This window comes from Rhodoblastus acidophilus, assembly GCF_025961575.1.
Classification (GTDB): Bacteria; Pseudomonadota; Alphaproteobacteria; order Rhizobiales; family Beijerinckiaceae; genus Rhodoblastus; species Rhodoblastus acidophilus_C.
Genome location: NZ_JAOQNX010000009.1, coordinates 116,466 through 130,036, shown reverse-complemented (window position 1 = coordinate 130,036; position 13,571 = coordinate 116,466). Strand labels below are relative to the sequence as shown.

Sequence of the window (13,571 nt, the reverse complement as noted above, 5' to 3'; positions counted from 1 at the left end):
GCGCTTCGAGGTCCGCCGCGCCGCCGTCACGCCAAAATATGCGGCTCCACGGCCTCCATCAGCATGTCCAGCCCGAAGGCGGCGGCCTGGGTGCGGATTTCGCTGCGGTCGAGATCGGGGTCAAAATTCTTGCGGACGATCTTGACCGGACGCTCGTCGCGGGCCAGCGCGAAAAAAACCGTGCCCACCGGCTTGTCGGCGGAGCCGCCCTCCGGCCCGGCGATTCCGGAGACCGCCAGGGCGAGATGGGCGCGGGAATTTTCCAGCGCGCCCAGCGCCATGGCCTCGACCGCGGCCTCGGAGACGGCGCCGTGGCGGGCGATCAACTCCTTGGCGACGCCGAGCAGGTCGATCTTGGCCTCGTTGCTGTAGGTGACGAAGCCGCGCTCGAACACGTTCGAGGAACCGGGAATTTCGGTGAGAGCGGCGGCGATCAGACCGCCGGTGCAGCTTTCCGCGGTGGCGAGCTTGAGCTTGCGCTCGCGGGCCGCCGAAAGCAGTTTTTCAGCTTGCTCGACCAGATGCCGTTTCATGCCCCTCTCCCCTTTTTTTAGGGGAGGCGCACCGTCGCCAACGCCTGCGCGGCGATGCCCTCCTGCCTTCCGGTAAACCCGAGTTGTTCCGAGGTGGTCGCCTTGACCGCCACCCGATCGAGCGGCAGGTCCATGATTTCGGCGATGCGCGCGCGAATGGCTTCGCGATGCGGGCCGACTTTCGGACGTTCGCAGATCAACGTGGCGTCAATATGGGCGATGCGCCCGCCGCGCGCAGCCACGAGCGCCACGGCATGAGCAAGAAAACGGTCGGAGGAGGCGCCGCGCCATTTTTCGTCGCTGGGCGGGAAATGCGCGCCAATGTCGCCGTCGGCGATGGCGCCGAGCACGGCGTCGGTGATGGCGTGCAGCAGCACGTCGGCGTCGGAATGGCCGATCAGCGCCTGATTGTGCGGAATTTTCACGCCGCCGAGCCAGACATGGTCGCCCTCGCCGAGCGCATGGACGTCAAATCCCATGCCGGTGCGAATGTCGGGCAGATCGTTCAAAAGCTTGGCTTCGGCGCGCACAAAATCCTCCAATGTGGTGAGTTTGCCGTTTTCCGCCTCTCCAGGGAAGACGAAAACGCAATGGCCCGCCCATTCCGCCACGGCGGCGTCGTCGGTCAGGTCGCCGGCGCCATCCGCCCTGGCGGCCAGATGGGCCTTGTGGATCAGGCCGAAGCGAAAGGCCTGCGGCGTCTGCACGGCGCGCAAGGTGGCGCGCTCCGGCGTGGCGATGATGCGCGCGTCCCCGGCGATCTGCTTGATCGTGTCGGTGACGGCGAGGCCGGGAATGCCCGCGCCTTTTCGCGCCGCCTCTTTCGCCCGCTCGATCAAAGCGGCGCTGACGAAGGGGCGCGCCGCGTCGTGGATCAGGACCAGATCGTCGGCGGCGCAGACGTTCGCCAGCGTGTCCAAGCCGTTGCAGACGCTCTCCTGGCGGGTGGCGCCGCCAATGGTTGGCGGCAGCAGTTTTTCCCGCAAATCTTTGGAAAGCGGCGCCACCGCCGCGTCATAGAGGTCGCGGTCGTCGGCGTGGATCACGGTCAGGGCGCGCGCATCCGGCGCGGCGCGCAGCAGCGCCTCCAGCGTGCGGGTCAAAACCTGCTTGCCGCCAAGTTCGCGATATTGCTTCGGCCCGCCGGCGCCGGCGCGCGATCCGCGCCCGGCCGCGACAACAAGAAAAACGCAACGCTCCGCCATGCAAACTCCGCTTGTCATGTCCACGCGCGTCATGGCCGGGCTTGTCCCGGCCATCCACGCCGTGATGAAGCGCGACCTAACGCTTGGGAATGCTCGTATCTTTCGGACGCCGCTTGAAGTGGCGGCTCGGCGTGGATGCCCGGCACAAGGCCGGGCATGACGACGCTTGTCAAGCGGCCGCCGTTTTTCTTTGCAGCGTCCAAGAATCTGTCTAAAATGAATGCATGAACCTTTTTGCTCAACAAACATGCAGCGATCTCGCCGATCCCTGGCATGTGGGCGGGCTGGCTTTGCAGGGCCGCGCGCTGCTGGCGCCTATGGCCGGGATCACCGATCTGGCCATGCGGCGGCTGGCGCGACGCTTTGGCGCGGCTCTCGCCTTTTCCGAAATGGTGGCGAGCGACGAACGCGGCCGGGACCGGCGCGAATCGCTGTTGCGCCTGCAGGGCGACGGCGTGACGCCGCACGCCGTGCAGATCGCCGGCTGCGATCCCGCGCAAATGGCCGAGGCGGCGCGCCGCGCCGAGCAGGCGGGCGCCGAGCTGATCGACATCAATATGGGCTGTCCGGCGCGGAGGGTCACGGGCGGCGCGGCGGGCTCGGCGCTGATGCGCGACCTCGATCTCGCCCAGGCGCTGATCGCGGCGACCGTGCGCGCCACCAAAATTCCGGTGAGCGTAAAAATGCGGCTCGGCTGGGACCATGACGCGCTCAACGCCCCGGAACTGGCGCGCCGCGCCGAAGGGGAGGGGGCGGTGATGGTCACGGTGCACGGCCGCACCCGCAACCAGTTTTACAAGGGCGAGGCCGATTGGGCGGCGATCCGCGCCACGGTCGAGGCGGTCAAAATTCCCGTCGTCGCCAATGGCGACTGCCGCAATGCCGCCGACGCGCGCAAAATGTTGGCGCTGTCCGGCGCCAAGGCGGTGATGATCGGCCGCGCCGCGCTGGGCCAGCCCTGGCTGGTCGGCGACATCGCCCATGAACTGGCCGGCGCGCCCCGGGCCAAAATCGCCGCCGAACTGCGCCGCGCCGCCGCGTCAGAACATTTCGAAACCCTGCTCCAAAATTTTGGCGAGAGCCACGGCCTGCGGCATAGTCGAAAGCATCTCGCCGCCTATGCCGATCAGGCGGCGCGCGACGGCTTTGCCGTCGATCCGCATGCGCGCCGCCGCCTGGTCGAAAGCGAGGACCCGCGCGAGGTGCGAAGCTTTTTGCACAACCTCTACGCCGCGCCCCGGAAGGAAGCCGCATGAAGGCGAAGAAACTCCAAACAATTGGCGCGCCGTTCGGCGTTCTGCCCATTAATGAGGCGGATTGCGAGATGGACGCCTGCATGGCGACGCATCTGCTCAATGCGCTGCCGCATCCGCTGCTGTCGGTCGGCGGCGACGGCATGATCCATGACGCCAATCCGTCGGCCGAGCTGTTCTTCGCCATGTCGCGCAATGCGCTGCGAAAAATCCGCTTCCACGACCTGCTGCCGTTCGGCTCGCCGCTGATCGGCGCCATCGAGCAGGTGCGCGCCCGCCGCGCGCCGATCAACGAATATCGCGTCGACCTGGGCACGCCGCGCATCGGCGTCGAGCGCTATGTCGACATTCACATCGCGCCGCTGCCGCAGCTCGACAATGGCGTGGTGGTGATGCTGCAGGAGCGCACCATCGCCGACAAGATGGACCGCCAGCTCACCCATCGCGGCGCGGCGCGCTCGCTCTCCGCCATGGGCGCGATGATGGCCCATGAGATCAAGAACCCGCTGTCGGGCATTCGCGGCGCTGCGCAATTGCTGGAGACGTCGCTCGGCGACGAGGACCGGGCTTTGTGCCGGCTGATCTGCGACGAGACCGACCGCATCGTCCATCTGGTCGAGCGCATGGAGGCTTTTTCCGACGGCCGCCCCGTCGAGCGCCGCGCCATCAACATCCATGAAGTGCTGGAGCACGTGCGCAAAGTGGCGCAAGCCGGCTTCGCCCGGAATGTCCGCTTCGTCGAATCCTACGACCCCTCGCTGCCCCCGGTGCTCGCCAACCGCGACCAGCTGATCCAGGTGTTCCTCAATCTGGTGAAGAACGCGGCCGAGGCGATCGGCCCCGACGCCCTGCAAGGCGAGATCGAATTGACCACCGCCTATCGTCCGGGCGTGCGCATCCGCGCGCCGGGCAAAGCCTCGCCGGTCAGCCTGCCGCTCGAATTCTGCGTGCGCGACAATGGTCCCGGCGTGCCGGAAGACCTCGTCCCGCACCTGTTCGACCCCTTCGTGACCACGAAAACGTCAGGGTCTGGCCTCGGACTTGCATTGGTTGCGAAAATCGTGGGCGATCACGGCGGGGTCATCGAATGCGAATCGCATCCGCGCAAGACCGTGTTCCGTATGTTGATGCCCGTCTATTCCCGTCGCGAAATCTGACGGTTTCTGGAGGTTTTTGAATGCCGACCGGCAATATTCTCGTCGCCGATGATGACGCCGCCATCCGCACCGTCGTCGGCCAGGCGCTGACCCGCGCCGGCTATGACGTGCGCACCACCGGCGCGGCCACCACGCTGTGGCGCTGGATTGAGGCCGGCGAGGGCGATCTGGTGATCACCGACGTGGTCATGCCCGACGAGAACGCCTTTGAACTTCTGCCCCGGGTGAAAAAGGCGCGGCCCGACCTGCCGGTCATCGTCATGAGCGCCCAGAACACCTTTATGACGGCAATAAAGGCCTCCGAGCGCGGCGCCTATGAATATCTGCCCAAACCCTTCGATCTCAAGGAGCTGCTGGCCATTGTCGGCCGCGCCATGAGCGAGCCGCGGGCGAAATTGCGCGCGCCCGAACCCGACGATCTCGACGCCATGCCGCTGGTCGGCCGTTCGCCCGCCATGCAGGACATTTATCGCGCGCTGGCGCGACTGATGCAGTCCGACCTCACGGTGATGATCACCGGCGAATCCGGCACCGGCAAGGAACTGGTGGCCCGCGCCCTGCACGATTACGGCAAGCGTAAAAAGGGCCCGTTCGTGCCGATCAACGTCGCCGCCATCCCGCGCGACCTCATCGAATCCGAGCTGTTCGGCCACGAAAAGGGCGCGTTCACCGGCGCGAACTCCCGCTCGATCGGCCGGTTCGAACAGGCCGAAGGCGGCACGCTCTTTTTGGACGAAATCGGCGATATGCCGATGGACGCGCAGACCCGCCTTTTACGCGTGCTCCAGCAAGGCGAATACACCACTGTGGGTGGCCGCACGCCGATCAAGACCAATGTCCGCATCGTCGCCGCCACCAACAAGGACCTTCGCGTTCTGATCCAGCAGGGCCTGTTCCGCGAAGATTTGTTCTTCCGCCTCAATGTGGTGCCGCTGCGCCTGCCGCCCTTGCGCGAGCGCAGCGAGGACATCGGCGATCTCGCCCGGCATTTCTTCACCCAGGCCTCCAACGAGGGCCTGCCGCTCAAATCTTTGGAGCCGCTCGCGCTCGACCGCCTCAAGCGCTACAAATGGCCGGGCAACATCCGCGAGCTGGAAAACCTGGTCCGCCGTCTCGCCGCGCTCTATCCGCAGGATGTGATTTCCGAGCAGATCGTGGTGTCGGAGCTGGGGCTCGATTCCGCCAGCGGCGCGCCGCGCCCGACGCCGCCCAGCGGCTCGGCCTCGCTGTCGGCGCAGCCGGCGCATTCGGATGAATCGCTCGCCATGTCGGTCGAGCGCCACCTCACCGAGCTGTTCAAGGCCCATGGCGACAACCTGCCGCCCCCCGGCCTCTACCACCGCATCCTGCGCGAGGTCGAATATCCCTTGATTTCGATCGCGCTCGCGGCGACGCGCGGCAACCAGATCAAGGCGGCGGAACTTCTGGGCCTGAACCGCAACACCTTGCGCAAAAAAGTCCGCGACCTCGATGTGAGGCTGATGCGCACCTCACGGTGATTGGCTTTCTGTAGGACGTCATGCCCGGGCTTGTCCCGGGCACCCACGCCGACCGACGAGACCGAGCCGCCTCAGGCCGTCTGCCCCCTGATCTGCCGGAGCACATGGGCGATGATCAGCAGGTGAAGCAGCAGCGCCAGCCCCAGACCCGCAAGATGGAATCCCGCCGCGACCGGTCCGATCGCATAAAGCGTCGCCAGGCTGAGCGGCAGGAACAGGAACAGCGACGTGCCCAGCCCGGGATTGTAGCTGCGGAAGCGCGCGGAAGCGCCGATATGGGTGATGCCGTTCACCAGCATCGCATAGGGCGCCACCAGCCCATAGCCGGGCCCCCAGAAATAGGCGGCATAGAGCGCGGCCAGATTGAGCCCCCAGACCACGGGGAGGTTGATGACGAGAACCGCGCCGACGCTGAGCGCCTCCCGGCCGCCGAACACGCGCTGATTGACGAAGGTGCGGAAGCGGTCGCCGGTGTGCTCCTCCACCTGGTGGACCATATAGCCGGGGCTGTGAAGAAACAGCAGCACGAGCGGCGCCGCAAAGGCCGCGGCGATCAGGGGCAGAAGGGCGAGGAGCGTCGCCGCCATGAAGCCGGCGGCGGCCACCCAGCGGCTGGCCAGCCAGAGTTTAAGCTTTTGCATGGGCGCCTTCGAGGTCTGGAATGAACGGGAGGAACGCTTATGCAACGCAGGCTGCAGCTTAAGCTGAAACCCTTCGCGCCGAAAGCGGATTATGGGTATCAGGGGTTGTAGCGCGCAACTTTGCGTGTCACCCCGCCGCGCGCGTCTCCTGCAGGCCGAAACGCTGAAAAAGCTCCTCTTCCCACAGCGGCTTGTCGAACAGATAGCCTTGCGCCAGCGCACAGCCGCTCGCCGCCAGAAAATCCGCCTGCTCGCGGTTTTCGACGCCTTCGGCCAGCGCCGTCACCTGCAAGGAATTCGCCAGCCGGATGATGGCGACGGCGATTTCCATGCTCACGGGATCGCGCGGAATGTCCTGGACGAAATCGCGGTCGAGCTTCAGCTTGTCGATGGGGAAGCGCCGCAGGTAGAACAGCGACGAATGCCCCGCGCCGAAATCGTCGATGGCGAGGCGCACGCCCAGATTTTTCAGCGCGCGCAACCGGCCTTCGACCTCTTCGCCGGGTTCGGCCAAAGCGGTTTCGGTGATCTCGATCTCCAGGCATTGCGGCGGCAGCCCCGTTTCCTCGAGGATCGCCGCGACGCGCTCGGCAATATTGGTCCGGCTGATCTGCACCGGCGAAAAATTGACCGCGATCGACCCGATCGTCGCGCCCGCGTCGCGCCACGCCTTCATCCGCGCGCAGGCTTCGCGCAAGACGAATTCGCCGAGCGGCACGATCAGCCCGGTCTTTTCCGCCAGCGCGATGAACTGTTCGGGCGGCACGAGGCCGTTGGGCCCGCGCCAGCGCACCAGCGCCTCGACGCCGACCATGCTGTGGTCTTTCAGCGACACAAGCGGCTGGTACTGGAGGACGAATTCGCCGCGCTCCAGGGCGCGCCGCAAGCCCGCCTCCATGGCGAGGCGGGCGCTGGCCTCCGCCGTCACCGTTTCCGAATAGAAATTCAGCGCGCCGCCGCCGCATTGTTTTGACAGATAAAGCGCGGAATCGGCGCGCTGGATCAGCGCGTCGGCGTCGGCGCCGGGGGCGAACAGGCTCGCGCCTATGCTCAGGCCGACGCAGGCCTCGCGCCCATGCGACAAAGTGAAGGGCGCCGAGGTCGCCGCCATCAGCCGCCGCGCGATCTGCTCCGCCTCATGGACGTCCCGGACATTTTCGAGCAGGACGACGAATTCGTCGCCGCCGACCCGCGCCAGCGTGTCGCTCGGGCGCAGGGCGTGTTTCCAGCGTTCGGAGGCGAGCGCCAGCAATTCGTCGCCGGCGGCGTGGCCGAGGCTGTCATTGACCGTCTTGAACCGGTCGAGGTCGAGGAACAGCACGGCGGCGGTGGTCGGCGCGTTGCGGGCGCGGCCGAGCGCCTGGGCGATGCGCAGGCTGAGCAGGGTGCGGTTGGGCAGCGCGGTCAAGGGATCGTGGTGCGCCAGGAATTTCAGCCGCTCCTCGGATTCCTTGACCCGGCTGATGTCGGTGAACAGAGCGACATAATTGGTGATCGCGCCAAGGGCGTCGCGCACCGCCGAAATGGTCAGCCATTCCGGATAGACCGAGCCGTCCTTGCGCTTGTTCCAGATTTCGCCGCGCCAATAATCCTTTTCGGCGATGTCCTGCCAGATCGCCTGGTAGAAGGCGTCGTCGTGCAGGCCCGACTTCAGCACGCGCGGGTTCTGGCCGCGCACCTCGGCCTCGCGATAGCCGGTGATTTCCTCGAAGGCCGGATTGACCATGATGATGTTGCGCTGCGCGTCGGTGACGCAGACGCCTTCATGGGTGCTGACAAACACCGCGCTCGCCAGCCGCCGCTGGGATTCGTGGCGTTTGCGCTCGGTGATGTCGGTGTCGGCGCCGACCACGCGCACCATGCGCCCATTGGCGTCGAAGACGGGGATGGCGCGCGAGAGCACGTCGAGCCAGCGCCCGTCGCGATGGCGCATGCGCGTCTCGAACTCGAAATTCTCCCGCTGTCCCGCCCGGATTTCCAGGAATTGCTGACGAAACGCGGCGCGGCCCTCTTCGGCCACCGCGCGCCGCCAGGCCGAGGCGTGGCTCTCGATCTCGTCGTCGGCATAGCCGAGCATGGCCTTCCAGCCCGGGGAATAATAGGCTTCGTCACTGTCGGGACGCCAGTCCCAGACGCCTTCGCGCGCGCTTTCGAGCGCCAGGCGAAAGCGCTCCTCGCTCTGCTCCAGCGCGACCTGGGTCGCCTTGCGGCCGGAAATGTCCTGGAGCACGATCATCATATAATCGGGCTCGCCGGCCTCGCCCCGGGCCAGGCTCACGGAGACGGAGGCGTCGAACCAGGTTCCGTCCTTGCGCTGGTAGCGGCGCTCGGCGAAATATTCGCTATGCGCGCCGCTGCGCAGGCATTCCATGTCGGTGTCGAGCTTGACCATGCCCTCCGGCGCCGACATCAGCAGCGCGTTATTGGCGAGCATCTCCTCCTGCGTATAGCCGAACATTTCGCAGGCGCGTCGGTTGACGCGCAGGATGCCGCCGTGGAGGTCGCCATGGATCATGCCGACGGCGGCCTGTTCGAAGGTCACCTGGAAGCGTTTCTGCAACTTTCTGTCGGCGCGCGCGCGCGCCAGTTTCTGTCCCTGAAGCACGAAGCCCGCGATCAGCCAGACGGCGACGATGGCGAGGGTCATGGCGAGCCCGACAATGCGGGCGTAATGGTTCTTGTCCGAGAGCGCCTCGCTCTCGTCGAGGCGCGCCACCAGCGCCCAGCCGGCGCCCGGCACATTGGCGCCGGCGGCGAACACCGGCCGCGCCATGGGGTCGATCCCGCGCATCGCCCCGGATTCGCCGCGCAGGAAGCGGGCGATGGGCGCCTCCGAGCTCGCAAAGCTGACGCGCAGGCGCAGCGCCGCATTGGGGTCGCCGGGCAAAGCGCTGAGGAACAGCACCTCGGCGCCGTCGCGGCGCGCGAGCACGCCGGCGCCGGTCGCGCGCGGCAGCGGCCAGTCGGACAGGAAGGGATAGAGATGGTCGCTCGCCGCGAGTTCGGCATAGAGCGCGAAGCGGCGCCCGTTCGCGCCGGCCTGGGGCAGCGGCGCGACGAAGCCGAAGCGCGGGCCGACGGCGCTGCGCTTGACATGGAGACCGACAAAGGCCGGCGCGGCGTCGCCGAACGCCTTGGCGGCGGCGACGGCGAGTTCGGGCGGCTCGTCGCCGGCGCCGAAATAGGAGCGCGCCTCGTCGTCGATCAGGTCGACGGCGGCGAAATTGAACGCCGCGCCGCGCCGCGCCAGTTCGGCGCGGATCGACCCCATCTCGGCGCCGCGCTGGTCGAAGTCGTCGAGCAGGCCCTGGGTGGCGACATTATAGGCCAGCGATCCCGCGGCGCTCTCCTGCGCCTGCAGCCAGCGCCCGAGGTCGCCTGATTTCAGCTCGGCCACGGCGCGGACTTCGTCGAGGGCCTTCTGCTCCATATTGGCGACGATGGTCTGGAACACCAGCCAGCCCGCGCCGAGGATGGCCAGCGTCAGCGCCGCGGCCACCGAAAAGATGGCGCGCGCGCGCGTCCCGGCTTCCGCGGCCGCGGGCGGCTGTTTCGGCTCGCCGCGCTGCAGCAGGACATAGAGCAGACCCGTCGTGACCGCGACAAAGGCGAAGCCCTTGTAGCCCTGCAGGACGACATAAGTGTCGTGGTCGACGACATGGGCGAGCAGGCGGTCGGACAGGACCTTGTAGATCAGGAAACCGACCGCATAGAGCAGGCTGGCTTTCAGCGCGAAGCTGCGCGTCATGCGCGCCCCCTCCGGTCGCTCGCCTGCGAAAGGTTTTTGGGGGGGAGGGGCGCCGGCACGTCTCAACTCGCCAGGCGTCTCAAGAAGGCTTCGACCGTGCGGGTCAGCCCGTCGGTCGTGGCCTCGGCCTTCACCGCCCCCTCGGCGACGCTTCCCGCGCCCTGGTCGGCGGAGCGGGTCTGTTCGCTGGCGCGCCGCGACAATTCGCTGACATGGCGCGTGCTCTGCGCCACATGGGAAATATTGGCGGCGATCTCGCCGGTGGCGACGCGCTGCTGGTCGATGGAGGCGACAATGCCGCCGGCGCATTGGCTGGCCTCGTCGATGTGCCGGGCGATCGCCTCCATGGCGTCGACGGTGGAGCGCGTCGAGGCGTTGATCGCGGCGATGCGCTGGGCGATGTCCTCGGTGGCCTTGCCGGTCTGGTCGGCGAGCGCCTTGACCTCATTGGCGACCACGGCGAATCCCTTGCCCATCTCGCCGGCGCGCGCCGCCTCGATCGTGGCGTTGAGCGCCAGCAGGTTTGTTTGTCCGGCAATGTTCTGGATGATGGCGACCACTTCGGAAATGCGGTTGGCCTGTTCCGTCAATTGCCCGACATCGCCCTGCGCGGTGGCGGCGGCGCCGAACACCTTGTCGATCAGCGCCTTCATGCCGCCGATCTGGTTCTGGATCTCCGCCACGGAATGCGAGAGCTGCTCGCTCGCCGCCGCCACCGCGCCAATGGCGCCGGAGGAGGCTTGCGAGGAGTCCGCCGCCTGGTCGGCGTCGCGCGAGGCCGAGGCGGCGACGGAGGTGAGCGACTGGCTGGCTTGCGTCATCTGCCGGGCCTGGCCGCGCAAATTGTCCAGGAGGCCGCCGATCTCACGCTGGAAGGCCGAGACGGACTCCTGGATTTCGGCGCGGCGGTGGCTTTCGCCCTCGGCCCGGCGTCCCTCGTGGACGGCGCGCTCGGCGGCGGCGCGGCTGGTCTTTTCGGCTTCGCCCTGCAGACTTTCGGCGTCTTCGAAGGCGTGGCGCAGGCGCGCCGCCAGCCAGCACAGCGCCACGGTCTGCGCGATCAGGATCGCGGCGTGGATGAGCACCCGCGGCAGGTTGGAGGCGGTCTCGGGGAACACCGCCCAGGGCAGGAGGAAATTGAGCAGCAGGTGATGGATCGCGACCACGCCGGCGAAGGCGATCATCGCCCGCTCGTCCACCCAGCCCGCGGTAATGGCCAGGGCCGCGAAGAAATACATGTGCATGTCGATCTGGAAGGCGTGGCCGGAGGTGGCGTAGACCAGGATCGCGACCTCGACGGCGAGCGCGGCGGAGGTGACCATGCGCGTCGCCGGGCCGGTGCGGTCGACGAGCCAGAGCGCGCCGGCGCCGCCCGCGACCGCCAGAGCGGCGAGGGCCGCGAGCCAGCCGCCGTCCAGCCGCACCAGGGCGACGGTGGCCGCGATCGCCGCCGACAGCGCGATCACGCCCATGATGGCCGGAGAGAAATTCGCCCGCAGCCGATCGATATTGTTCATGAAGAAACCTTTCCCAACGCCGTCATGATTTTCCGGACGCGCAGCCGTCCAGGGCCTTGCCGTCCAGCACCATCAGGGCGCCGTTCGCGTAGAGCCGCCGGACGAAATCCGGCGCGTCGCCGCGCGCGAGCAGGGCGCCCGCTATTCCGCCGCGCAGCATAAAGCCTTGAGCTTGCGCCACGATGGTCGCCGCATCTTGTCCGAAGGGCCGGGGAATGACGATCACCGTGCGGGCGCCCGCGGCCGGCAGCAGCGCCAGGCCGAACAGAGCGACGCCCATGATGCACAGGTTGAGCCCCACCAGCAGAGGCGCGATCGCCCCGTGGCCGCCGGTCCTGACTTCCGCCTGCGCCGAACTCATGTCTGGCTCTCCCCGAACATGCGGCGAGTGTCGCGAAAGCGTCTTAATAATCAACGAATTTAATCAGTATTCGCCGTAAAATTCGACTTAGGTCCAAGGTTTTGCTTTACGTACGTCAAGTAAAACGCGCCATTTTTGTCGCGTGCGGATGGTTTCAGTCGGCGCGGCCGGTGAGGGCGCGCAGCAGCATGTCGACATGCGCGGCGATCAGCGCCGGCGCGTCGAGTTTTTCGATGGGGTCGAACACATGCAGCCAGACCGCGGCGACCAGCGCCGGGGCGATCATCAATTGGGGGAAACGCTCGGGCTCGTCATAGACGAATTCGCCGGAGGCGCGGCCCTTGGCGATGATGGCGCGCACCAGGGCGGCGCCGCGCGAGATCACTTCGCGATGGTGGAACTGGGCGATGGCGGGAAAACGGGCGCCTTCGGAAAACACAAGATGCATCACCCGCCGCCGGTCGGCGTCCTGGGCGCCCTGGGCCATGAAGGCGCCGAACTCGCGCAACAGTTCGCTTGCCGGCGCGGTGGAGGCCGAGACCGAATTCTCCAGCGCCTCCAGCGGCGCGCTGATGATCGAGGCGACCAGCGCTTCGAGCAGGCGCTCCTTGGACTCGAAATAAAGATAGATCGTGCCCTTGGCGACGCCCGCGGCCTGGGCGATGTCGTCGAGGCGCGCGGCCTCGAAGCCGACTTTCGAGAACTGGTCGAGCGCCGCGGCCATGATCGCCTTGACCCGCGCCTCGCGCGCCTCGGGCGTGCGCGCCTGTCTGGCCATTCTGAACCTCCAAAAAAATGACCTCACGGTCATCTATCGACGCGGGGCCAAAAGCAAGCCTTGATCGGGGTCAACGATTTGCGCCGGCAGGTGTATAATCTCCGATGAGGCGCAGGCGCCGCGGAGGGAGCTTCCATGAGAGCGTCGGATATCATGACCCGGGACGTCAAAACGGTGGCGGCCGAGGCCACCATCGACGAAGCCGTGAACATCCTGTTGTCGATCCGCGCGTCCGGCCTGCCTGTGCTCGACGCCGCCGGCCGGCTGGTGGGGATCGTCAGCGAGAGCGACTTCTTGCACCGGGTGGAGATTGGCACGGCCAAGCGCCGGCCGCGCTGGATCGAATTTTTGCTGGGGCCCGGCGAGGTCGCCGAAGCCTATGTGATGAGCCACAGCCGCAAGGTCGGCGACGTCATGACCCGCGACGTCGTCACCGTCGCCGCCAACGCCTCGCTCAGCGAGATCGTCGCGGTGATGGACAAGCGCAAGGTCAAGCGGGTTCCGGTGGTCACCGGCGACGAACTGGTCGGCATCGTCACCCGCTCCGATCTGTTGCGCGCCCTGACCGCCTGCCGCCAGGCCTCGGCGCCGGCGGCGCCGCTCGACGATCAGGCGATCCTCGACCGGCTGATCGCGGAATTGAAGGAGCAGGGTTTTGCCTCGCCGCGCACGCTCGACGTGACCGTGGACCGCGGCGTGGTGACGCTCACCGGCGAGATTTTTGACGAGCGTCAGCGCGCGGCGCTGATCTGCGCGGCGGAAAACATTCCGGGCGTGACCCGGGTGCTGGATCAACTGGTCTGGATCGAGCCGTTTTCCGGCATGACGCTCGAGAGCAAGACCGGAATGATGTGAGGGCGCTCCCTTCTCCCCTTGCGG

Annotated in this window: 11 protein-coding genes; 4 read left to right on the top strand and 7 right to left on the bottom strand. The window is 67.0% G+C overall.

Annotated elements, in window-relative coordinates; translation table 11 throughout:
- Positions 1-26: 26 nt before the first annotated feature.
- Positions 27-533: a CinA family protein gene (locus M2320_RS08510; RefSeq protein ID WP_264596903.1), complete on the bottom strand. Its 507-nt coding sequence runs from the start codon at positions 531-533 to the stop codon at positions 27-29.
- 17 nt (positions 534-550) lie between these two features.
- Positions 551-1,738 carry a bifunctional 2-C-methyl-D-erythritol 4-phosphate cytidylyltransferase/2-C-methyl-D-erythritol 2,4-cyclodiphosphate synthase gene (locus tag M2320_RS08505; protein WP_264596902.1) on the bottom strand — a complete coding sequence of 396 codons (1,188 nt, stop codon included), beginning with the start codon at positions 1,736-1,738 and terminating at the stop codon, positions 551-553.
- A 224-nt stretch (positions 1,739-1,962) separates the two neighbouring features.
- Here M2320_RS08505 and dusB point away from each other — a divergent pair, with 224 nt between their 5' ends.
- The 3 genes from dusB (at position 1,963) to ntrC (ending at position 5,647) form a co-directional block, all read left to right on the top strand.
- The gene (dusB, locus tag M2320_RS08500) at positions 1,963-2,994 is read left to right on the top strand and encodes a tRNA dihydrouridine synthase DusB (protein ID WP_264596901.1); all 1,032 of its coding nucleotides are present in this window, start codon (positions 1,963-1,965) and stop codon (positions 2,992-2,994) included.
- A gap of 68 nt (positions 2,995-3,062) precedes the next feature.
- On the top strand, positions 3,063-4,148 hold the full coding sequence (locus M2320_RS08495) for a two-component system sensor histidine kinase NtrB (RefSeq protein WP_184430352.1): 1,086 nt from the start codon (positions 3,063-3,065) through the stop codon (positions 4,146-4,148).
- 20 nt (positions 4,149-4,168) lie between these two features.
- The gene (ntrC, locus tag M2320_RS08490; protein WP_184430333.1) at positions 4,169-5,647 is read left to right on the top strand and encodes a nitrogen regulation protein NR(I); all 1,479 of its coding nucleotides are present in this window, start codon (positions 4,169-4,171) and stop codon (positions 5,645-5,647) included.
- A 71-nt stretch (positions 5,648-5,718) separates the two neighbouring features.
- Here the strand turns inward: ntrC and M2320_RS08485 are convergent, their stop codons facing one another.
- From M2320_RS08485 to M2320_RS08465, 5 genes are all read right to left on the bottom strand, one after another.
- Complete coding sequence (locus M2320_RS08485; RefSeq protein WP_264596900.1) at positions 5,719-6,288, bottom strand: HXXEE domain-containing protein; 570 nt, start codon at positions 6,286-6,288, stop codon at positions 5,719-5,721.
- A gap of 127 nt (positions 6,289-6,415) precedes the next feature.
- A complete protein-coding gene (locus M2320_RS08480; RefSeq protein WP_264596899.1) occupies positions 6,416-10,036 on the bottom strand; it encodes a sensor domain-containing protein in 3,621 nt (1,206 codons plus the stop codon).
- A 62-nt stretch (positions 10,037-10,098) separates the two neighbouring features.
- A complete protein-coding gene (locus M2320_RS08475) occupies positions 10,099-11,553 on the bottom strand; it encodes a methyl-accepting chemotaxis protein (protein ID WP_264596898.1) in 1,455 nt (484 codons plus the stop codon).
- Between the two features lie 22 nt (positions 11,554-11,575).
- On the bottom strand, positions 11,576-11,914 hold the full coding sequence (locus tag M2320_RS08470) for a hypothetical protein (protein ID WP_264596897.1): 339 nt from the start codon (positions 11,912-11,914) through the stop codon (positions 11,576-11,578).
- Between the two features lie 154 nt (positions 11,915-12,068).
- Positions 12,069-12,692 carry a TetR/AcrR family transcriptional regulator gene (locus M2320_RS08465; protein WP_264596896.1) on the bottom strand — a complete coding sequence of 208 codons (624 nt, stop codon included), beginning with the start codon at positions 12,690-12,692 and terminating at the stop codon, positions 12,069-12,071.
- Positions 12,693-12,827: 135 nt separating this feature from the next.
- On the opposite strand from M2320_RS08465, the gene M2320_RS08460 reads away from it, so the two are divergent.
- A complete protein-coding gene (locus M2320_RS08460; RefSeq protein WP_264596895.1) occupies positions 12,828-13,547 on the top strand; it encodes a CBS domain-containing protein in 720 nt (239 codons plus the stop codon).
- Positions 13,548-13,571: the final 24 nt, after the last annotated feature.